Genomic DNA, 21,852 nt, shown 5'->3' on the forward strand with positions numbered 1-21,852 from the left:
TTAACAAGGAACAATGGATGTAATTTTTTTACAAGGCAGGATGACAATGAACGAGAAATACTCTGCACTCAGAAGCAATGTGAGCATGTTAGGACACTTGCTCGGCAACACCATTAAGGACGCCCATGGTGATGCACTTCTGGAAAAAGTAGAAACGATTCGTAAGCTTTCTAAATCTGCGCTTTCTGGCAATCAATCCGATCGCGAAAGCTTGATTGAGGAAATCAAAAGCCTACCCGATGAGCAACTGACGCCTGTTGCCCATGCTTTCAACCAATTCCTCAACCTGACGAACATGGCGGAGCAGTACCACACTATTTCACGTCATTGCGATGCGCATGTCTGCGAACCAGACGCCATTAACAACCTGTTTTCCAAACTTAGCCAAAACGACATAAGTAAGCTCGATACTGCTCAAGCGGTGCGAGATCTCAACATTGAATTAGTGCTTACTGCACACCCAACCGAGATCACTCGACGCACCATGATCAACAAGCTGGTCAAAATTAATAAATGCTTGTCGAAACTAGAGTTAAACGACCTTTCAGCCAAAGAACGTCAGAAGACAGAACGCCGCCTCGAACAATTGATTGCCCAAGGCTGGCACTCTGACACCATTCGTCAGCAGCGCCCAACTCCTCTTGATGAAGCAAAGTGGGGCTTTGCGGTCGTCGAGAACTCTCTATGGGAAGCGGTGCCTGACTTCTTACGCGAATTGGACGGTCGTCTGCGTGGCTATCTTGAAGAGGGCCTGCCTATTGATGCTCGCCCCGTGCATTTCTCGTCTTGGATGGGGGAGACCGCGATGGTAACCCATTTGTCACCCACACCATTACCCGTGAAGTCATGTTACTGTCACGCTGGAAAGCCGCAGATCTGTACCTCAATGATATCAATGAGCTAGTCAGTGAGCTGTCGATGACTCGTTGCAATGACGCGGTACGCTCGCTTGCGGGAGAGGATGAACACGAACCTTACCGTGCGGTACTAAAACAACTGCGTGCCTTGCTGACGGAAACCAAAGAAATACTGGATGCCAAAGTAAACGGTCAGAAGCTGGCAGTGAAAGCACCTCTGCAGCGAGTCGAGCAGCTATGGGAACCACTTTATGCTTGTTACCAATCTCTTCATGAGTGCGGTATGGGTATCATCGCGGATGGTTCACTACTAGACACACTGCGCCGAATCAAAGCCTTTGGCGTTCACCTTGTTCGTCTCGATATTCGTCAGGAAAGCACTCGCCACTCTGATGCTTTATCTGAACTCACTCGCTACCTTGGCATTGGTGATTACAACCAGTGGAGCGAACAGGACAAAGTTGCTTTTTTAACTAATGAGCTAGCCTCCAAACGCCCACTTCTCCCACGTGACTGGCAGCCATCAGAGCAGGTCAAAGAAGTTCTTGATACCTGTAAGATTGTCGCAGCTCAACCACGAGAAGCCTTTGGCGCTTATGTGATTTCCATGGCACGTACGGCTTCAGATGTATTAGCCGTACACCTACTACTTCAAGAAGCCGGCTGCCCGTATCGGATGGATGTATGTCCCCTATTTGAAACCTTGGATGATCTGAATAATGCCGAATCTGTAGTTAAACAGTTAATGGGAATTGACCTCTACCGAGGTTTTATTCAGAACCACCAAATGGTGATGATCGGTTACTCTGACTCAGCAAAAGATGCTGGCGTGATGTCTGCTGGCTGGGCTCAGTATCATGCGATGGAAGCACTGGTCAAAGTCGCTGAAGATGAAGGGGTTGAATTGACACTATTCCATGGCCGAGGCGGCACTATTGGTCGAGGCGGTGCACCTGCTCATGCCGCTCTTTTGTCTCAACCACCGAAGAGCTTAAAAGGCGGCCTCCGAGTAACAGAACAAGGAGAAATGATCCGTTTCAAATTGGGTTTACCTGAGGTTGCCGTTAATAGCTTCAACTTGTATGCCAGTGCGATTTTGGAAGCTAACTTACTGCCACCACCGGAACCGAAACAGGAATGGCGTGATTTGATGAATGTTCTTTCAGAAGTCAGCTGTGAAGCGTATCGAAGCGTCGTTCGTGGTGAACCTGACTTTGTTCCATATTTCCGTCAGGCAACGCCAGAATTAGAGCTAGGTAAACTACCTCTTGGCTCTCGCCCAGCGAAGCGCAACCCTAAAGGTGGGGTCGAGAGCTTGCGTGCGATCCCATGGATCTTCTCTTGGAGCCAAAACCGCTTGGTACTGCCAGCATGGTTAGGTGCAGGTGAAGCGATTCAATACTCGATCGATAAAGGTCATCAAGCCCTGCTTGAGGAGATGTGTCGCGAGTGGCCATTCTTTTCTACCCGGCTCGGCATGCTCGAAATGGTGTACACAAAATGTAACCTCGAGATCTCACGTTACTATGATGAACGCTTAGCTGATCCTAAACTGCTTCCTCTAGGCGATAAGCTGCGAGCACAGCTTCAGCAAGATATCAAAGCGGTGCTCAACGTTGAAAATAATGAGAACCTGATGCAAAGTGACCCGTGGGGCCAAGAGTCTATTCGCCTACGTAACATTTACGTCGAACCATTGAACATGCTGCAGGCTGAACTGCTTTATCGTACTCGTCAGAACGATACTGCATCACCTGAGCTAGAGGAAGCACTGATGGTGACTATCGCTGGTATTGCCGCAGGGATGAGAAACACCGGTTAAACTTGTAACCAAATATGAAATAGGCTGTCAGATTCGACAGCCTTTTCTATATCTGATTCTAAAAACATCAAATCATTCAGCATCATCAAAATGAAAAATAGGTCTAATTACAAAAAAACAGAATAATTAACCAAAATATTTAATTATTGAGAAAATTATCAGTTTTTTGATTTATTTTACCCTTCTATTCTACTTTATGCTTATTATTTAGATATACTAATGCTCCCTAGCGGTAAACAATAACATCAACATATCGCTCTAGGTGATAAAACGGCTTTTAAGGTGACATGGCCAACTTTGTTGGCGCTGCTTAAAAATTCACTGATGACAAGTGCCACAGAAGCACAACAGTAACTAAGCAGTTGTTAGTAGTTATTTGACCATTTGGATTGAAGACATGTCATTACCACACGTTATCCTGACAGTTCTGAGCACACGCGACGCAACTGGATATGATATCACCAAAGAATTTTCTGCCACTATTGGCTACTTTTGGAAAGCAAGCCACCAACAAGTCTATCGCGAGCTCAATAAAATGGCTCAAAATGAGTTGGTTACCTGCGTTCTAGAACCTCAAGAAGGTAAACCAGACCGTAAAGTATATTCCATCACAGACTCTGGTCGCGTCGCACTGGGCGAATGGTTTGATCAACCAACAGCACATCCGACCGTTCGTGATGAATTCTGTGCGAAATTGATGGCTTGTGCTGTTCAACCTTCCGCACCTTACCGTGAACAACTCGCTGAACTTGTAGAAGAATCGCGCAAGTTGGTTGCTCACTATCAGGAAATAGAGAACGCGTATTATTCGACGCCCTCTACCCTGGACAAACAACAGCGTTTAGAACGTTTAACACTCCGTCGTAATCTACTAGTCCGCCAAGCGTGGGTAGAATGGGCTGATGAAGTACTCCATGAATTATCCTCTCTAGGCTAACGGTACAAAAAAGGGTTGAAGCCAATGCTTCACCCTTTTATTTTCCTTACCGAGCAGCTTAGTTAAATACCATCACCACCAATAAAGCTCTGTGAGCGACCGTTGAACTGCTGGTCCATATCCAATGAAGGCTTATCTGTTTTAGGTCGACCTACAATCTTAGCAGGCACGCCCGCGACGGTGGTATGAGCGGGTACTGGTTGTAAAACAACAGAACAAGACCCGATCTTCGCACCTTGACCCACCTCAATATTACCAAGGATCTTAGCACCAGCACCGATCATCACACCTTCACGGATCTTCGGGTGTCGGTCGCCACATTCCTTACCTGTACCACCTAACGTGACGTCTTGCAGAATCGAGACGTCATTTTCCACAATTGCTGTTTCTCCAATCACAATACCTGTTGCATGGTCTAGCATGATACCGTGGCCAATTTTTGCTGCTGGATGAATATCCACTTGGCACGCTACCGAAATTTGATTTTGCAGGTAAGTGGCCAGCGCAATGCGTCCTTGGCGCCATAGCCAGTTCGCCACGCGATAACCTTGCAAAGCATGATAACCTTTCAAGTACAGCAAAGGCATTGAGTACATGGAAACCGCAGGATCTCGATTCACTGTGGCACAGATATCACAAGCCGCTGCCTCTGTGATCGAATGTTCTGCGTTAAACGCTTCTTCCACCACTTCACGAACCGCCATCGCGGGCATAGACACTGTATTAAGCTTGTTGGCCAAAATATAGCTAAGTGCAGCGGCTAGGCTTTCATGCTTGATGATCGTCGCATGATAAAAGCTTGCTAGCATCGGCTCTTGTTCTGAGAGCTCTCGAGCTTCTCGAACGATGGCTTGCCATACTTTCTGTTTTTCACAATGTTTCATTTCTCAACCCTTCACCTAAGCCTGCTTAAGTGTTGTTTGCCTTCCATGTCTCTGGACGCTTACGCTTCCGATTTCTTATCACGAGCAAGCAAATCTTTTGCTGCAATATGTGCATCTTTTCCTTGATACAACACTTGATAAATTTGGTCAACAATTGGCATCTCGACTCCCATGCGCTGTGACAGTAGCCAAACTTCTTTAGTGTTGCGATAACCTTCAACGACCTGTCCAATCTCATCCTGAGCCGTATCTACATCTTTACCTTGCCCTAGAGCCAGGCCAAATCGACGGTTACGTGATTGGTTATCTGTACAAGTCAGAACCAGATCGCCCAGCCCAGCCATACCCATAAAGGTTTCTGGCTGAGCGCCTAATGCAGCACCAAGACGCGTCATTTCTGCGAGGCCACGAGTAATAAGAGCTGTTCTAGCGTTAGCTCCAAAGCCAATACCGTCTGACATTCCTGCACCGATCGCAATCACATTCTTAACCGCTCCACCTAACTGCATACCTGTAAAATCACTGTTGGCATAAACACGAAACGTCTTGCTGCAATGAATTTTCTCCTGCAGTTCAGAAACAAAACTCTCATCAGGAGACGCGACTGAAATCGCCGTAGGCATACCTAGCGCTAGCTCCTTGGCAAACGTAGGCCCTGATAGCACAGCTAAAGAGTACTCTTCACCTAACGCTTCTATAGCCACATCTTTCAGTAGGCGCCCTGTCTCTGGCTCAAGACCTTTCGTTGCCCAGCAAATACGTGTGTCTGCTCTTAGGTGAGGTTTAATGTTGTTAAGCACGATGCCAAACACATGACTCGGTACCACAACCAGTAAATCACGACTTGCCTGGACCGCTTTTTCTAGATCTGACTCAACGATCAGTGATTGTGGAAAATCAATACCCGGTAAGAATTCGTGATTCGCTCTATCTGACTGCAAACGTGCCATATGCTCAGGGTCATGGCCCCAAAGCACCACATTCGCGCCATTTCTCGCCAGTGAAATAGCCAGAGAGGTACCGTATGAGCCAGCACCAAGCACCGTCATAGCAATTGCTTTCCCGTAGCCGTTTTGAAAGTCTGAGTCCGTCATTAATCCGTCCGATCGTATTAAAAGTTTGGAAGTTGGAGCTTCGATTGATTTCGATGTAAGGCACTATTGTAGGCAATAAATAAAAAATGCACATCACATCCTTGGATGCTCTGTGCATTTTGTTGATACCAAGAAACAGCGATAACGTAATTAAGCTTCCGCAGTGCCTTCTTGCTGAGCTTGCTGCTGCAGGTAGTTCATAAACAATGCGTCAAAGTTAACTGGCGCTAAGTTCAATTGCGGGAATGTACCTTTAACCACTAGGCTAGAAATCGTTTCACGAGCGTATGGGAATAGAATGTTAGGGCAGAATGCACCTAGACAATGCGCAAGCTGGCCTGCTTCCATTTTATCAGCAGTAAAAATACCACCTTGTTGAACTTCACACAAAAACGCAGTTTCTTCTTCGTTCTTCACAGTTACAGTCAGACGTAGAACAACTTCATAAACACCTTCACCTAGTTCACGGCTTTGGGTGTCTAGGTCTAGTTTCACATCTGGGTTCCACTCTTTTTGGAACATGTTTGGTGAATTAGGCGCTTCAAAAGAAACGTCTTTTAGGAAGATGCGTTGAATCGCAAAGTTTTGTGCGTCTTGTTGTTGTGGTGCTGCTTCAGCCATTTTGAAATCCTTTAATAATCAATTTTCTAGGAGACTAGACGAGAGAGATTGCTATTACTAGGCTTCTCATAAAATTCGTGGAAATGTCCACACCTCTCTTTAACAAACGCTGTTTTTTCAATCAGCGTTTGCAGAAAAACCACTCAGTTTATTTTTTGCCTTTCACTAACGGCAAGTTTGCTTCACTCCAAGCAAGCAGGCCATTCTTCAGCAAACTGACATTTTCAAAACCAGCTTTGACGAGAAGATTAGCACTCTCTGGCGCCGTATTGCCTGTTTTGCATACCACTATGATTGGGTTAGATTTTTGGTTTTCAAGGCTGCCAAAGTTACCAGCTTTGATATCAGAAGGTAAAATGTGAACTGCATCAGTAATATGTCCATTGCGGAACTCATCTTTACTACGGATATCAACAACAACACCATTTTCACGGTTCATTAGGTGCGTCGTTTGTGATGCAGTGATCTCTTTGTACGCTGCTGTCGTTGACTTAACAATATTCACAATAAGGGCAACCAGTAGACCAACCCATACTAGAGAGAGAATCATGTTCTCTTGAAAAAATGCGATGTATTCTTGCATGTCCTGTGCTCTTCAATAATAGAGCTGCTCAATTCTAAGCAGCTCTGGACTAAAATTCAGACTGGGAGTATAGCGGGGATAAGAACTTAAGGCGAGAGTGCCTTAAGTAATAGGAAGAATAGCTAGTCATTTTCTCTATGAAATGCATAACGAGCAAGCACAATCGCAACACCCAGCATAGTCCCAAGCAGCATTATGAGTATACATATCAGAGCCCTCTTCGGACCAACTTCTTCTTCAGGTACTACAGGAGGGTCGATAACTTTAAACGCATATTCATCCTTTACTTCAGCCAACATAAGAGTTTTAGTTTGCTCTTCAATGAGTTGATAGAATACATTCTGCATATCGACGACTTTGGTTCTGTCCAACTGCTGTTCAAGGTATTCAATATTACGATTGGTGTCTGTTAAAGATTCTTCTTTCATCCAAGAGTTTAGCTCTTTCACCAACCATTGAGTCCATTGCTGCGCCACATATAGAGATAGGTGGGTAATACTGACGGTGACAATACCAGTATCTTTAGCTTCAGAGACATCTAATATACTTTTAAATGCTTTGTAGGCCTCCCAAACCGTCGGCTCTAATGATTTTTCAGGATCTTCCGGATCATGGAGCCAACGAATACCATCATAAAGTTCAGGATCAAGTAAAAGCTTGTTGTTCTCTTTGTCCCACGATTTGGTTGCCATCAAAATAGGGAGCAAAGCATATTTATCAATAAATGCATTGATAAACTTGCGAGATTCCAGCGTGGCCAAAGACAAAGACTTATCATCTGTTTTTCCACCCACCACATTAATTCCAGCCAAGGAAGCTAAGCCCCCAAATTGGCTCGCCATTGCAGCAAGCCCGCCAACTTTTTCATCATTTGAAGCAACCAAAGTGGCAGACGCTCGGTAAGTATTCGGTTGTGATAACGCAAATACAAGACCGCCTAACGCAAATAGGAAAGTAGTAGCCACCACTATCCACTTGCCTCTCCACAGAGTAAGGAACACTTGCCGTAGATCTATTTCATCGCTAGTAATTGGCAAGTTTTGAACTTGGGTGAAATTATTTTCATGGATAATTGGCTTATTCATAATATCTTCTTGCATATGAAACTCCCTCAGTTTGAGAGAGTTTATAAACTAATTAATTCTTTACAGCGCTCCAGGCCACACCAATTTGATACAAGATTTGTGTCGCTGATGTCAGTGTGCTCAAGCCATCTAGGTAATCGGTGTCTAGCGGTACGATTATAGTATCTCCAGGCTCCAGAGGATTAGATTTACGACTGAACCAAAATGAATTATTGGGCAACATGACAGAACCATCAGCACGAACAACATAAATTCGGTCGGTATCCGCCTGCTTTTTGGTCCCACCTGCAGAAGATATATAATCTTCGATCGTCATTCCGGGAGTAAAAGTGTGGTTCGAGGTAAACTGAACTTCACCCATTACGCTGACAATTGGCTGCCTAGCTGGTACATACAACTTGTCGCCTTTCTCGACAATAATGTCAGCATTGATATTTCCAGCTAACGCTTCAGGCAAGTTAATCACTAAGCGTCCAATGGCTTCCGTAGATGCTAGCTCATCAGCAATAGTCATCGCTTCCGTTGGACTAGTGGTATAAGTAGCGCTTGAGTTCTGGCGACGAAGCGCTAAATTACCAATTTCTTGTTTCAATTGAAGATTGAGTAGTTTTAACCGCTCTTCCTCTTGGCGACGCAGATTTTCACGACTGAATACCGCTCCTTGTGCATAGGCAAACTGAGTTAATCCACCTGCTCGCTCTATAAGATCTTGAATCGTCTCTCCGCGCTGGAACGTATAGGTTCCCGGGAAAACAACCTCACCTTGTAATTCAATTGAATTACCACGCTGCCAGTTTGGTTGAGTCTTGATAACAATATGATCTTGCGCCTGAATATTAAGTTCTTCTTGACCACTTAAAATCTCATTAGGGGAAAAAGAGTGATGCTCGACAACAAAATCTTGTTTTATTTTCTTCGAACGGCTCAACTCAGCACTGTATAAAAACGCTTGTTCAGCAAAGCCACCAGCAGCAACGATTATTTTCTCAAAGCTGGTATTCTCTGTTAACGGGTAGACACCTGGATATTTTACCGCACCAGTCACTTCGATGATTTTAGCTTGCTCTGTAAGACTAGCCTGTGCTTTAAGTCTTTCAATGATTGGTTTTAACAATGATTCGCGACTAGACATGCGAAAATCATCCGCAATAGCAAATTTATCATCGTCCGCAATATCGAGTTTCTTTTGCTGCTCTTTTTCTACCAGCGCGCCTGTTGCTGAATCCAGAACCATAACGCTCTTAGAATTATAGGATGGCAATGGCGTTCTCAATTGCGATTGTGTTTGCGATTGTACTGACTCAGTTGGGATAGATTGAGCTTGGAATTGCTCATTTGTATTCTTCTCGACAGTCTCAGTGAGCTTAGTCATTCGTTTTAAATTGGTAGACTTTTGCTCTCTGTACCAATAGTCAACATTGAGACCATTATCAAATACAAATAGTTGGTCACCTTTTTGAAGAGAGAAATTGTCGCTTGTGCTCGGTGAATTGAAAATCTCACCTAAATCAAACTGCCACACGCTGATATGACGACTTTCGGGTTCTTCTCTAACGAGCAACGCATAAGACAGATCGGCATTCTCTTTAACGTCAACGCGACTGATCACATCACTGATCCTAAGCCCCTTTTTATATTGATATGCACCTTGGCGGAATAGCTCGCCACGAAGTGCAATCGCATTCTCAAGCTTCTCCCCTGTGTGTAACAATGAGACTTCATCACCAGCTTGCAACTTAAACGTTTTTCCATGCTGTGATGATAAGTCTAATGTCAGCTGCTCAATACCCTTTGAGCTACGTCTTTTTACGCTCACTTTTGATAAATAGGCACTAGGCAAAGCACCACCAGCGACATTGATTAAGTCATTTAAACGACTGTCTATCTTAAGCTCATAATGAGCGGGGCGAAGTACTTCTCCTTTGATAACAATATCAGATTTCTTTGCCGGGACGAGAATAGTGTCTCCCGCTTGTAACCGAATGTCTTGACGAGAATCTCCATTAACTATCAAGTCATAGGCATCAAATGTAACAACCGTTTTGCCAAGTCGTTTTACTTTAATGTTTCTCAAACTGCCCGTTAACTTTATCCCTCCTGCTGCAATCAAAGCTTGAGATAAAGTAGTCAGTCCATTGACATTGTAGGCACCAGGCTGTTTAACATCACCAGTCACAAACACCTGCATTGTTCTCATGGCGCTCAAAGAAACGACCGCTTCAACACCAATAGACTTGCGTTGAATAAGAGATGCCACGTAGTTCTTCAACTCACTAAACGTTTGCCCTGCCACATACTCAGGACCGTATTCAGGGATATTGAGTTTGCCCTCTCCATCAATTTTTAACTTTAAGTCGCTATAAGATTTTCCGTAAAGTTGGATTCGGACTTCATCCCCTGGAGCAATAATGTAGTCATGGGGAACAGGCAAATGTTCGACTGGCGTAAAGTCTAATGAATTACCAGAGAAAACATCATAACCAAAATAAGGCAATTCAGTTGAACTCCCACTATTCTCATATTCCCTATCAGTTTGAATGCCTTTCTTTGGAGCTTCAGTTGCTCTCTCCGGCTTCTTAATTTCGGGTGTATCGAGATCTGAACTCGAAGAAGGCACACCAAGAGAATCAATTGACGAAAGATCCATACCCAGTTGCCGAGCAAGCTGTTCTTGTTGGGTCTTAGGAAGAGATTTGAACTGATTAATCTGCGCTTGAGTTGGCATTGCAGCATTGACACTCGCACTTAGGAGTATTGAGGCGGCCAACATGTGTGTATTAAACTTCAATGTTGTGGTACTCATTAAATTATATAATCTTCTCTGGTGTTTACGACACAGTTAAAACCTGAATTCATACATAGAACCAAATACCATCTCACTTTCACGGGTATCTTTATTGAGATAGTCGGCACTAAGGCTAACTCTTCCTTGTAGCGCTGGAAGCTGATAAGCCAATTGGTATTGTTCCTGTTTATTATTTTTGTCATCCAACAAATGTTTACTTACAAAGGTTGCGGAAACCTGATGGTCATTGGCAAGCTGAAGATAACTACTCAAAGACAAACTACTTTCATTCAGATAACTCGACTGGAGGTAATTATCAATTTTTTTACTGAAAATTAATTCACTCTCCTGTGAAGTTAATGACTGATATTCTACAGACATACGCAACGAACTTCCGAATACAGGTCGATGACCAGTCCAGCCTATGAGATACGCGCCTAATCCACTATCCTTTTGTGCAGAAGCGAGCTCAGCATAAAGACCATGCTGCACATTGTTAACTTGGGGTAAAGTAAGCTTTACATCGACAGCCGTTTGCTGTTGATGACTAGAAACTTGCTGCTGACTCGCCTCAAACCAATAATGTTGTGTCAAGCCCAATTCTAGCCACGAATTTAGTTTACCAGCATATCTTAATGAAGTTCTGTAATCATAGTCTAGGTCTTCTAACTTGGAAGTCACAATATTCAGGCTCCACACTCCCAGAAAAGGATTGTCTCCTATCCAGCTAAGAGCAGCATCTAAATCACGTCCAGACGTTGATAAAATGAGACTGTGATTCCAACCGTGCCCCCACCACCTAGGTAACATACCCACATCGAATAACGTACGACCAGCATTTAGGGCAATGTAACTGTTTTTAAAAGAAAGCTCTTGGTCGCTAGCGTTGTCTAGATACGAAGAGTTAAGCCGGAATGCATAACTGTTAGCGAGATGCTCATAGCTCGCTTCCATCACCCACTTGTCACGGTCCACATCGGAAAACCAGCCATTGTTTAGATCTTTGTTGCCACCAGAAATAGCAAAGCGACGATTGCCTCGATTAAGCTTGGCGGTCTGTAGAGCGTAGTTCAAGTGGCCAAGTTCGGCATCTAAGTAACCAGAGGGTTCGATGACATGATCACCATCGGCAATAGATGACCAACGTAATGGAAATGTACTAGTCACTCCGTTAAGCACACCTCCATCACTTAGCGCTAGCATTGAGGACCTTAAAAAGGATCGTTGGCTTCGATCCAAGGAGAAGAATAGACATAGGTATTCATTAAAAAGATAGATGTAAATGATATGGATATTCCAAGCCTATCAATCCTTCGCATATGTCCTTCTTTTGTCTCTGCATCGATATGAAACACGAGCAATTCAATGTTGGTTAGCTTCGTTTTAGCTCATTATAAAGGGCGTTATGGATTAAGCAATCCACCATACTGTGATCACCTTGCATTAAAGAAATTTAAATTTTTACAGATATAACAAAGTGAAATAGAATCAAAACTGGAACAAACTAATTTGTTCCGACATCGATGTTAAATTGTAAATTTACAAGGAAAACTCAATGAAGAAAATTGCTCTAACCATGTTAGTTGCATTATGTGCATCAACTGGCGCTTTCGCTGAAGAAAGTTCTACAGCAAGCACCGCAGGTAGTTCTGCTGGCGGTTCTGCTGCTGGTGGCACAGCTGCTGGCTCAACCGCTGCTGCTTCTACTGCCGCAGCAGGCGTAGCGACAACAACTGCGGTAGCAGTAGGCGCAGCCGTTGCTGTAGCCGCCGTTGCCGTAGCAGCATCAGATAACGATGGCACAACAGGTACTACTGGTACTAACTAGTTAGTACTTCTAATAATAAACACCCTTAGCAGCTTTGCTAAGGGTGTTTTTTTGCGATATTTATTAGTTCTGAGTTTTCAAGATGACAGCATATAAGGCAACTGCACTATTTATAGTTATAGCGACTTTGTTCACATTATTAACGGGATGTACACAACGTTTCGCTGACACTAACGCGACTTTAAAGGAAGCCTTTTGGGGCTTTGAAGATGTGAATTTAAAGAAAGAAACAATCGAAAAAATACCCTATGCTAGTAGCTATTTCAAAATTAATGATGGACCACAAATTTTTATGGTGCTTGCATTTGTTGAAAAGAATCCACAATCCGGAAAAACTCAGCATAAGTGGCTATCCAATGACAAAGCGATGATTGTTACCGAAGAGGGCCGTATTGTTAAAACATACAATCTTCCAGATGCAAACTTAAGTAGTAAAGTCTCTTCTGAGAACATGACACATTTTAATAACCCTCAATATTATTGGACTTCTGTTTATGACTGGCAGCCTGACTATCAATACAACCATCAAGCGAAAATTACCACCGAATCTGTAGCCACAATACAGTTAAACTCTGTATTGTGGTCTCAAAAGGTCAACATCTGGCAAGAATACATTTCATTTGAGAAATTGGATAAGACCATGCAAAGCACTTATTGGGTAAATGACAATGGAGATGTACTGAAATCGGCCCAATGGGTCATTCCAGACCAGCTTTTCATCGAGCAAGAAATACTCAAGCCATATAAAGGATGATCTTGATGAAGCATAGCTTTTTATTTCTTTTCACTTTAGTTTCTTTTACAAATGCCGTCGCCAGTAGCGTTAAAGTAGAGCTTCCCAGTGAGCAATTAGTGATTAACTATACTGCCCCCGTCCGCCTTGATAGAGCCATTGCTGACACTATATTACATAGTGAGAACCATGCCCCATTTAGTTATCCACTGAATAATGCTCTATTCAACATAGACAAGCAAAGAGTCGCCAATAATAAAAAACAAGCCGTATTGAATTTACTCGATAAACTTAAAAAGCAAGATTCAGCACTTTATGAAAGTCTCGGCATCTTACACGAACAAGTGAAAACTTGGCCTGTAGGTTACAGAGAAAACGTTGCACTAGATCTCGACTTTATTCGCCTTACTCCTTCAGCCAACCCTATGCTTAGCGGTCATTACCAATTCGAATATCCAGATCGTCCAAAAAACATACACTTAGAGGGGCTATTTTTTAGTACCACTATGCCAGAAGCAAGGCCTGATTGGACGGTAAAAGATTACTTGTCAACGTCTAGCGTGCTTTCTAGCGCCAGTAATAGTTATGCTTGGGTTATCTACCCAGATGGCAATTATAAGCAAGTTGGTTTCGCTTACTGGAATGATGAGAATACCCCATTACCTCCAGGCTCTAGCATCTTCCTCGGATTTAACAATCCATCAACAGAGCTTTCTCAACTTGAGCAAGACATCGTCTCTCTCATTGCCTGGAGAAGAAATTACTAATGAAACTTAATGCAATCACATCTTTATTCCTCTCTCTCGGTTTCGTTGCAACAGTTCAGGCCAATGATATTTTCAAAGTATCCCAAACTGACTTCGGTGGTGTGGGACTAATGCAGATGCCTTCAGGACGTATGGCGGAAGAAGGGGAGTTCAATCTAGGTGTCAGCGTCAACGACGACTATCAACAATACACTGCCTCAATTCAGTTAATGAATTGGTTGGAGTCCACAGTCCGTTACACAAGGGTGCCAGACTTACTGTTTAGTAGCGACCCTTCTTACAGTGGCGACAATTTATATACCGATAAAGGCATCGACTTCAAAGTCCGCCTTTGGCAAGAAGGTTACTGGTTACCTGAAACTTCAATTGGTGTGCGCGACTTCGGCGGCACTGGTTTGTTTGACGGTGAGTTTGTTGCTGCAACAAAACGCTTTGGCAATTTAGATGTAACCCTAGGTCTTGGCTGGGGGTACTTAGGCCAGCGTGGTAATGTGACCAATCCTTTCTGTAAAGCAAACGATGAATACTGTACTCGTGACGGTGATTTCAGAGGGACAGGCGGCAGTGTCGATTACGAGCGCTGGTTTAAAGGCCCAGCAGCTATATTCGGCGGTCTTGAGTACCAAACACCTTATGCACCACTCCGCTTAAAGCTCGAATACGATGGCAATGATTATACACAAGACTATCCTGTAGTTCGAGCTGGCAAACCCCTGCCTCAACATACTCCATGGAATGTAGGGGTTAACTATCGTTTAGGGGATTGGGGAGACGCCAAAGTCAGCTATCAACGTGGAGATACCATCACTTTTGGTATCAATATCTACACCAATTTTAACGAGATGAAAGCGACATGGCGTGATGAGCCCAAGCAGGCTGTCACCAGCGTGGATAACAATAACCCTGACTGGCAATCGGCAGCAAAGCAGATTGAGTCAAACGCGGGCTTTGAGCAAAACTCGATTACACTTGATGGCGATACCGTCATAGTCAAAGGCCAGCAGAAGAAGTACCGCGACAGAGAAGAAGCGCTAGATCGAACCGCCGCCATTTTGTCTAACCATTCAAACGACCTGATTCGCGTATTTAAAGTTGTAGAACAACAAGATGGCATGGACCTGAAAGAAACCACCATCGATAAACAGAAATACCTCACTGCAGCGAATTACTTATCAATCGATGCGAAGGTCAAAAATAGTTTTGAGGAGTCAGAGCCCAAGAGTATTGCAAAAGCACCCGTAGTAGAAAACAAAGAACGCTGGGATTATGGCTTCGAACCCGTATTAAAGCAGAGTATTGGTGGTCCTGAGTCATTCTATTTGTACAGTTTAGGCGTCAGCGCAAACTCGAACTATTGGCTAACGGATAACCTTGAGCTTGGCGGTTCAATCATCTTCAACTTGGTCGACAACTACGACAAGTTTAACTACATTGAAAACTCTCCACATGTAAGAAATTACTCAACGCCTAGAGTTCGAACCATGTTTCGTGCCTATGTGCATGATAATCCAGTCAGACTCAACCATCTTCAGCTCACATGGTTTGAACAACCATTTGAAGAAGTTTACACCCAGATGTACGGTGGCTATCTAGAAATGATGTTCGCTGGTGTCGGAGGTGAAGTACTATACAGACCAATGAATAAGAACTGGGCAGTAGGTTTCGATGCTAACCTAGTCAGCCAACGTGACCCGGATTCATGGTTTGGCACATACAGTGAAGATTACTTCTTCTATGATGAAGCAGCTTGTAATGACCCAACACCTTCTTGCCAAGCGTATGTTTTAAGCCAAGGTACCACAGGGCATATCACAGGTTACTATATGCCAAATTGGGACTTCCTAAGAGATACACTGTTTAAGGTTAGTGCAGGTAAGTTCTTGGGTGGAGACATGGGCGCTCGCTTCGATTTTTCTAAACAGTTCAAGTCTGGTGTGATTGTCGGTGCTTACGCTACCTTTACCGATTTGACAGCAGAAGAATATGGGGAAGGAAGCTACAACAAAGGCTTCTATATTTCGATTCCTTTAGACATCATGACAATAAAACCAAGCACTGGCCGAGCAAACATTTCATGGGAACCAATCACCCGAGATGGCGGACAAATGCTGAACAAACAGTACGACCTGTTTGATAAAACGGACGTTCGCTCTCAGTGGTACCAGAGGCCAAGTACTGTTGAGTAGAATGCAGAATAAAAAGGCTGACAGTAATGTCAGCCTTTTTACTATTAGGCCCTAGGGAAAGGGAATGCAGTTACCTTATCAATATGATCGTGACTGGTCGCTAGCATGATGAGACGGTCGATACCTAATGCCACACCCGCACATTCAGGTAAACCAGCTTCTAGCGCTTTGATCAAATGGCTATCAATAGGTTGAGTGGCTAGCCCCATTTTTTCTCGTTTGGCATTATCTGACTCAAAACGTTTAAGCTGTTCTGTTGCGCTGTCTAGTTCATGGAAGCCATTTGCTAACTCTATTCCTTTAAAGTACACCTCAAAGCGGTCCGCAACGCGGCTGTCTTGACGGTTTATCTTTGCCAATGCCGCTTGTGACGCAGGAAAATCGTATACAAAGACAGGCACCTGCTGACCAATTTCAGGCTCAACCCCAACACCAAACAATAGCTGCAACAAAGTGTCTCTATCCTGCTCAAGTTGAGCGATATCACTGAGCCCGAGCTTACCAGCCGCCACTTTAAGCTCTTCCATCGACGCCTCTAAAGGGCAAACATTTAATATTTTCAGAAAGGCCTGCTGATACGTCATACGCTCCGCTGCGCCAACTTCCAGAAGTCGCTGTAACAGGTCATCCATTTCATTCATCAACTGATGATGATCAAATCCGACCCGATACCATTCAAGCATGGTGAATTCAGGGTTATGATATCGACCATTTTCCTCATTTCGAAAAGACTTACAGATCTGGTAGATACAACCACTTCCCGCCGCGAGTAAGCGCTTCATATGGAATTCTGGGCTGGTCATCAGATAGAGCTTTTGGCCTTTTGCATAGCCCGGGCCGACAAAATCAGTTTGAAATGTATGAAGATGGATGTCCGTTACCGTCGCATGACTCATCGCTGGCGTCTCAACTTCAAGGACACCTCTATCATCAAAAAACTGGCGTACCTGTCGAATTAAACTCGCTCGCTGCTTTAATTGTTCAATGCTTGCTGTGGGTTGCCAATCTGCCTGCATACCTAATCTCTCATGATGCTTAATTGTGGCGAAAACTAGCATCTTTTGCTCAAAATGAAAATGAGTTGTACTTAACCTGAAGCGCTTAAATCACGTCTTACAGCCAATAATTCCTTCCATTAATCATTGGTGAAATTAATAACAAATCTCACTCGCAATATCCCCGTAACAGCTGATACCGCAAAGGGAGAGCGCTGATATAGGTTTGCCGTGATAGCAATCACATAACCTATATTTTCTATGCCTTTACATGCATTACCGGAGCAAAAACCTAAATACATCAATTTTTCTGCCAGTTAGCTCTTCTACACTAGCCCTATCAACTTTGGGGTTTTACCCCATGTAATTACAACAAGCGGAACAATCCGCAAATTCACACTGGAGGATAACTGTGCAAACTATCACCACAGATATCGCAGTCATCGGCGCTGGCGGCGCTGGTCTTCGCACTGCTATTGCAGCAGCTGAAGCAAACCCTAACCTAGAAGTCGCACTGATTTCTAAAGTTTATCCAATGCGTTCTCACACGGTCGCAGCGGAGGGTGGCTCGGCAGCAGTTATCAAGGATGAAGATAGCCTAGACAACCACTTCAACGACACGGTTGGCGGTGGCGACTGGCTATGTGAACAGGACGTTGTTGAATATTTTGTAGAAAACGCGACTCGCGAAATGATCCAAATGGAGCAATGGGGCTGCCCATGGAGTCGTAAAGAAAACGGTGAAGTCAACGTACGCCGATTCGGTGGTATGAAGGTTGAGCGCACATGGTTTGCGGCTGATAAAACTGGCTTCCATATGCTTCACACCCTATTCCAGACATCAATGAAGTACGACAACATCAAACGCTTTGATGAGTACTTTGTGGTAGATCTGCTTGTCGATGAAGGCGAAGTGCAAGGTCTTATCGCTATCCACATGTCAGAAGGTGAACTCGTTACGATTAAAGCCAAGTCTGTTGTTTTAGCAACAGGTGGCGCAGGTCGTGTTTATCACTGTAATACTAACGGCGGTATCGTAACCGGGGATGGTATGGCAATGGCTTACCGTCATGGCGTACCTCTACGTGATATGGAATTCGTTCAGTACCACCCAACCGGTCTTCCAGGTACAGGTATCCTGATGACCGAAGGCTGTCGTGGTGAAGGCGGTATCATCGTTAACAAGAATGGCTACCGTTACCTACAAGACTACGGCATGGGCCCTGAAACTCCAGTTGGCCAGCCAAAGAACAAATACATGGAACTCGGTCCTCGCGACAAGGTTTCACAGGCTTTCTGGCACGAACAGCAGAAAGGCAACACCATTAAACATCCTCTAGGTGATGTGGTTCATCTAGACCTTCGCCACCTTGGTGAAGAGTACCTGCAAGAGCGTCTACCGTTTATCTGTGAGCTAGCGAAAGCATACGTTAACGTTGACCCTGCGAAAGAGCCGATTCCAATTCGTCCAACGGTGCACTACACCATGGGTGGTATTGAAACTAACGGCGAATGTGAGACGCGCATTAAAGGTCTATTCGCAGTAGGCGAATGTGCTTCTGTTGGTCTTCACGGCGCTAACCGTCTAGGTTCTAACTCGCTGGCTGAGTTTGTGGTATTCGGCCGTGTTGCTGGTGAACAAGCAGTGAAACGCGCTGCGGAATTCAAGGGCTGGAACGAAGAGTCTATTGCCGCTCAAGTCAAAGATGTTCAGCAGCGTATTGCCGCGTTAATGAACCAAGAAGGCGATGAAAACTGGGCTGATATCCGCACAGAAATGGGTCACACCATGGAAGCAGGCTGTGGTATCTACCGCCAAGAAGATTTGATGCAAGCCACCATTAATAAAATCACTGAGTTGAAAGAGCGTTACAAGCGCATCAGCATCAAAGACAAAGGCAAAGTGTTCAACACTGACCTTCTGTACGCAATCGAAGTCGGTTACGGCCTAGAAGTGGCAGAAGCGATGGTTCACTCTGCGATCTTACGTAAAGAGTCTCGTGGCGCCCACCAACGTCTAGACGATGGCTGTACTGAACGTGATGACGTAGAGTTCCTCAAACACTCTCTGGCTTTCTTCCAACCAGATGCAGCGCCAACCATCGACTACAGCAAGGTGACCATCACTAAGTCACAACCGAAAGCTCGTCTATACGGTGAAGCAGCTGAGAAAGCAGCCGCTGAAGAAGCAGCAAAAGCGTCACAGAAGAGCACAGAGGAGCAAGCATAATGTCAGCAAATCGCATCCAAAAAGTAGAGATTCTGCGTTATGACCCTGAGAAAGACGCAGAACCGCATTTCCAGACATTTGAAGTACCATTCGACGAAACCATGTCGACGCTTGATGCACTTGGCTACATCAAAGATAACCTAGATAAAGACCTGTCTTACCGTTGGTCTTGTCGTATGGCGATCTGTGGTTCATGCGGCATCATGGTTAACGGCGTGCCAAAACTTGCTTGTAAAAGCTTCCTCCGCGATTACCCAAACGGCGTGAAGATCGAGCCTCTCGCAAACTTCCCAATCGAGAAGGACCTGATTGTCGACATGACGCCGTTCATTGAGCGCCTTGAAGCCATCAAGCCTTACATCATCGGTAACGATCGTAAACCTGAAGATGGCACTAACCTGCAAACGCCAGAGCAAATGGCCAAGTACAAGCAGTTCGCAGGTTGTATCAACTGTGGCCTATGTTACGCAGCGTGTCCGCAGTTTGGTCTAAACCCTGAGTTTATCGGCCCTGCTGCACTGACTCTTGCCCATCGTTACAACCTCGATAGTCGTGACAATGGTAAAGCTGAACGTATGGCGATGATCAATGGTGAAAACGGCGCTTGGGGCTGTACCTTCGTCGGTTACTGTTCTGAAGTGTGCCCGAAGAACGTCGATCCTGCAGCCGCAGTAAACCAAGGTAAAGTCGAGTCTTCTATGGACTTCGTGATTGCTATGCTGAAGCCTGACGGCACACCAGCAAAAACAGCAGAGGAGGCATAAGAATGAGCAATCGTAAACCTTACGTTCGTGAAGTAAAGCGTACTTGGTGGAAAGATCATCCTTTTTACCGCTTCTACATGCTTCGCGAAGCGACTGTACTGCCTCTGATCCTATTTACTGTCTTCCTAACTTTCGGTTTAGGTTCATTAGTGAAAGGCCCAGAAGCATGGCAAGGTTGGCTTGAGTTTATGGCCAATCCAGTGGTCGTAGCGATTAACATCGTTGCGCTTGCAGGTAGCCTACTGCACGCTCAAACGTTCTTCAGCATGATGCCGCAGGTAATGCCGATTCGCTTAAAAGGTAAGCCAGTGGATAAGAAGATCATTGTGCTTACTCAATGGGCAGCCGTGGCATTTATTTCTCTGATTGTGCTGGTAATCGTTTAAGGAGCTATGACTATGAAACCTAATTTTTCTGTAGATAGAGCCCCTAAGCGTTCTGATGAACCAATTTGGTGGGGACTGTTTGGCGCTGGCGGTACTTGGTTTGCCATGATTACCCCTGTGACGATTCTGGTTCTTGGATTACTTGCTCCATTGGGCATCATCAATGCAGAAGCTCTAAGCTACGAGCGTGTGGTTAATTTTGCAACAAGCATCATTGGCGCTCTATTTATCATTGGTACGCTAGCGCTACCAATGTGGCATGCAATGCACCGTGTCCATCATGGTATGCATGATCTCAAAATTCATGCTGGACTAGCTGGGAAAGTCGGCTGTTACGCCTTTGCAGGGCTCATCTCGGTCTTGAGCGTGATTTTTATCTTTATGCTCTGAGCAAAACCTGAAGAGAAAAGCTGGCTTAACGCCAGCTTTTATATTGCTCGCAAGCCATCTCATTCCATGAAAGTTGCGATATCAGATAAAGGTTTCTTATGAGTCGCATGTTCAGGAATCGTTGCATCTTCAGCAGGATAACCCGTCACAATCAACATGTACGGCCTGTCGACATCGTTATCACGGCCACAAATCTTACTCAGAAAGCTCATTGGTTTAGGGGTATGCGTTAATGTTCCTAGGCCTGCGTTATGCAATGCTTGGAGTAAAAAGCCCGTTGCTATACCGACCGATTCATGCACGTAATAATTGGTTTGCTCACCATCATTGCTCACGCCACCTTTCTTCTGTGAAAAAACGGCAATTAACCAAGGCGCTGTCTCAAGATAGGGTTTACTGGCGTGAGTCCCTAAGGGCTTTAAAGCATCCAGCCACTCCTGCCCTGCTCTCCCTTCGTAGAAAGAACGCTCTAACTCTTCTGCAGCCTGGCGAATTTGACCTTTCACTTCCGCACGACTGATGGCGACAAAATGCCAAGGTTGATGATTCGCTCCACTAGGCGCGGTTCCAGCTGCAAGGATACAGTTCTCAATGACATCTTTCGCTACTGGTCGATCTGAAAAGCGGCGAATCGAATGGCGGCGTTTGAGCTGCTGGTAGTTTTGCTCAGCACGCGCTGACATTTCCTCGGCAGGAAATTCAATAAAATCATTCAAAGGCGAATGGGATTCTGTGGTCGACATGTTGCTTCCTTGCGCAGTTAGAGTCATTCCAATATAGCGTTATTTGTCTATCTCGCGAGTTAGCAAATGGATGGAAACCAAAGAGTGAGAGTGAACGCAAATTTCCCTCAACGATTAATAACAAAAAAGCCGATCTTGCGATCGGCTTTTTCTTCAGGAATA

At 44.7% G+C, this 21,852-nt stretch carries 17 protein-coding genes and 2 pseudogenes; 10 read left to right on the forward strand and 9 right to left on the reverse strand.

Going from position 1 to position 21,852, the window contains the following annotated elements; genetic code table 11:
* Positions 1–46 precede the first annotated feature (46 nt).
* Positions 47–2,679, forward strand: a pseudogene (gene ppc, locus KW548_00855) (phosphoenolpyruvate carboxylase).
* 397 nt (positions 2,680–3,076) lie between these two features.
* Positions 3,077–3,616: a PadR family transcriptional regulator gene (locus tag KW548_00860; protein ID QXX06737.1), complete on the forward strand. Its 540-nt coding sequence runs from the start codon at positions 3,077–3,079 to the stop codon at positions 3,614–3,616.
* Positions 3,617–3,678: 62 nt separating this feature from the next.
* Here KW548_00860 and cysE read toward each other — a convergent pair whose 3' ends face one another.
* The 7 genes and pseudogenes from cysE to KW548_00895 all read right to left on the reverse strand — a co-directional run bounded on the left by cysE (position 3,679) and on the right by KW548_00895 (position 11,987).
* Complete coding sequence (cysE, locus tag KW548_00865) at positions 3,679–4,500, reverse strand: serine O-acetyltransferase (GenBank protein ID QXX06738.1); 822 nt, start codon at positions 4,498–4,500, stop codon at positions 3,679–3,681.
* 59 nt (positions 4,501–4,559) lie between these two features.
* Positions 4,560–5,594 (reverse strand): NAD(P)H-dependent glycerol-3-phosphate dehydrogenase, encoded by a 1,035-nt coding sequence (gene gpsA, locus KW548_00870; GenBank protein ID QXX06739.1) that lies wholly within the window; start codon positions 5,592–5,594, stop codon positions 4,560–4,562.
* 150 nt (positions 5,595–5,744) lie between these two features.
* Positions 5,745–6,215 carry a protein-export chaperone SecB gene (secB, locus tag KW548_00875; GenBank protein QXX06740.1) on the reverse strand — a complete coding sequence of 157 codons (471 nt, stop codon included), beginning with the start codon at positions 6,213–6,215 and terminating at the stop codon, positions 5,745–5,747.
* A gap of 148 nt (positions 6,216–6,363) precedes the next feature.
* Positions 6,364–6,798 (reverse strand): rhodanese-like domain-containing protein, encoded by a 435-nt coding sequence (locus KW548_00880; GenBank protein ID QXX06741.1) that lies wholly within the window; start codon positions 6,796–6,798, stop codon positions 6,364–6,366.
* Between the two features lie 122 nt (positions 6,799–6,920).
* Positions 6,921–7,883, reverse strand: a complete 963-nt coding sequence (locus tag KW548_00885; protein QXX07949.1) for an LPS O-antigen length regulator — start codon at positions 7,881–7,883, stop codon at positions 6,921–6,923.
* A gap of 52 nt (positions 7,884–7,935) precedes the next feature.
* Positions 7,936–10,653: an SLBB domain-containing protein gene (locus KW548_00890; GenBank protein ID QXX07950.1), complete on the reverse strand. Its 2,718-nt coding sequence runs from the start codon at positions 10,651–10,653 to the stop codon at positions 7,936–7,938.
* A gap of 69 nt (positions 10,654–10,722) precedes the next feature.
* Positions 10,723–11,987, reverse strand: a pseudogene (locus KW548_00895) (capsule assembly Wzi family protein).
* Between the two features lie 236 nt (positions 11,988–12,223).
* Here KW548_00895 and KW548_00900 point away from each other — a divergent pair.
* From KW548_00900 to KW548_00915, 4 genes are all read left to right on the forward strand, one after another.
* Positions 12,224–12,496, forward strand: coding sequence for a hypothetical protein (locus tag KW548_00900; protein ID QXX06742.1), 273 nt, complete (start codon positions 12,224–12,226; stop codon positions 12,494–12,496).
* Between the two features lie 82 nt (positions 12,497–12,578).
* On the forward strand, positions 12,579–13,250 hold the full coding sequence (locus KW548_00905) for a YjbF family lipoprotein (GenBank protein ID QXX06743.1): 672 nt from the start codon (positions 12,579–12,581) through the stop codon (positions 13,248–13,250).
* A 5-nt stretch (positions 13,251–13,255) separates the two neighbouring features.
* Positions 13,256–13,996 carry a capsule biosynthesis GfcC family protein gene (locus KW548_00910; GenBank protein QXX06744.1) on the forward strand — a complete coding sequence of 247 codons (741 nt, stop codon included), beginning with the start codon at positions 13,256–13,258 and terminating at the stop codon, positions 13,994–13,996.
* Positions 13,996–16,182, forward strand: coding sequence for a YjbH domain-containing protein (locus KW548_00915; protein ID QXX06745.1), 2,187 nt, complete (start codon positions 13,996–13,998; stop codon positions 16,180–16,182). Before KW548_00910 ends, KW548_00915 begins: the two co-directional genes overlap by 1 nt.
* A 44-nt stretch (positions 16,183–16,226) precedes the next feature.
* Here the strand turns inward: KW548_00915 and epmA are convergent, their stop codons facing one another.
* Entirely contained in the window at positions 16,227–17,198 is a 972-nt protein-coding gene (gene epmA, locus KW548_00920; protein QXX07951.1) for an elongation factor P--(R)-beta-lysine ligase, read from the reverse strand.
* 391 nt (positions 17,199–17,589) lie between these two features.
* Between epmA and frdA the strand changes: the two genes are divergently transcribed.
* The 4 genes from frdA to frdD are packed head-to-tail and all read left to right on the forward strand — an operon-like array spanning position 17,590 to position 20,947.
* Positions 17,590–19,407, forward strand: coding sequence for a fumarate reductase (quinol) flavoprotein subunit (frdA, locus tag KW548_00925; GenBank protein QXX06746.1), 1,818 nt, complete (start codon positions 17,590–17,592; stop codon positions 19,405–19,407).
* The gene (locus tag KW548_00930; GenBank protein ID QXX06747.1) at positions 19,407–20,171 is read left to right on the forward strand and encodes a succinate dehydrogenase/fumarate reductase iron-sulfur subunit; all 765 of its coding nucleotides are present in this window, start codon (positions 19,407–19,409) and stop codon (positions 20,169–20,171) included. The genes frdA and KW548_00930 overlap by 1 nt, the downstream gene beginning before the upstream one ends.
* Before the next feature lie 2 nt (positions 20,172–20,173).
* Entirely contained in the window at positions 20,174–20,557 is a 384-nt protein-coding gene (gene frdC, locus KW548_00935) for a fumarate reductase subunit FrdC (protein QXX06748.1), read from the forward strand.
* Positions 20,558–20,569: 12 nt separating this feature from the next.
* The gene (gene frdD / locus KW548_00940; protein QXX06749.1) at positions 20,570–20,947 is read left to right on the forward strand and encodes a fumarate reductase subunit FrdD; all 378 of its coding nucleotides are present in this window, start codon (positions 20,570–20,572) and stop codon (positions 20,945–20,947) included.
* 59 nt (positions 20,948–21,006) lie between these two features.
* Here frdD and KW548_00945 read toward each other — a convergent pair whose 3' ends face one another.
* Positions 21,007–21,690, reverse strand: a complete 684-nt coding sequence (locus KW548_00945; protein ID QXX06750.1) for a nitroreductase family protein — start codon at positions 21,688–21,690, stop codon at positions 21,007–21,009.
* Positions 21,691–21,852 lie beyond the last annotated feature (162 nt).

The sequence above is a fragment of the Vibrio neptunius genome, from assembly GCA_019339365.1.
GTDB classification, from domain to species: domain Bacteria; phylum Pseudomonadota; class Gammaproteobacteria; order Enterobacterales; family Vibrionaceae; genus Vibrio; species Vibrio neptunius.

Coding starts and splice junctions, on each gene's coding strand:
- KW548_00860 (QXX06737.1), top strand. CDS start 3,077: ATGTCATTACCACACGTTATCCTGACAGTTCTGAGCACACGCGACGCA.
- cysE (QXX06738.1), bottom strand. CDS start 4,500: ATGAAACATTGTGAAAAACAGAAAGTATGGCAAGCCATCGTTCGAGAA.
- gpsA (QXX06739.1), bottom strand. CDS start 5,594: ATGACGGACTCAGACTTTCAAAACGGCTACGGGAAAGCAATTGCTATG.
- secB (QXX06740.1), bottom strand. CDS start 6,215: ATGGCTGAAGCAGCACCACAACAACAAGACGCACAAAACTTTGCGATT.
- KW548_00880 (QXX06741.1), bottom strand. CDS start 6,798: ATGCAAGAATACATCGCATTTTTTCAAGAGAACATGATTCTCTCTCTA.
- KW548_00885 (QXX07949.1), bottom strand. CDS start 7,883: ATGAATAAGCCAATTATCCATGAAAATAATTTCACCCAAGTTCAAAAC.
- KW548_00890 (QXX07950.1), bottom strand. CDS start 10,653: ATGTTGGCCGCCTCAATACTCCTAAGTGCGAGTGTCAATGCTGCAATG.
- KW548_00900 (QXX06742.1), top strand. CDS start 12,224: ATGAAGAAAATTGCTCTAACCATGTTAGTTGCATTATGTGCATCAACT.
- KW548_00905 (QXX06743.1), top strand. CDS start 12,579: ATGACAGCATATAAGGCAACTGCACTATTTATAGTTATAGCGACTTTG.
- KW548_00910 (QXX06744.1), top strand. CDS start 13,256: ATGAAGCATAGCTTTTTATTTCTTTTCACTTTAGTTTCTTTTACAAAT.
- KW548_00915 (QXX06745.1), top strand. CDS start 13,996: ATGAAACTTAATGCAATCACATCTTTATTCCTCTCTCTCGGTTTCGTT.
- epmA (QXX07951.1), bottom strand. CDS start 17,198: ATGCAGGCAGATTGGCAACCCACAGCAAGCATTGAACAATTAAAGCAG.
- KW548_00930 (QXX06747.1), top strand. CDS start 19,407: ATGTCAGCAAATCGCATCCAAAAAGTAGAGATTCTGCGTTATGACCCT.
- frdC (QXX06748.1), top strand. CDS start 20,174: ATGAGCAATCGTAAACCTTACGTTCGTGAAGTAAAGCGTACTTGGTGG.
- frdD (QXX06749.1), top strand. CDS start 20,570: ATGAAACCTAATTTTTCTGTAGATAGAGCCCCTAAGCGTTCTGATGAA.
- KW548_00945 (QXX06750.1), bottom strand. CDS start 21,690: ATGTCGACCACAGAATCCCATTCGCCTTTGAATGATTTTATTGAATTT.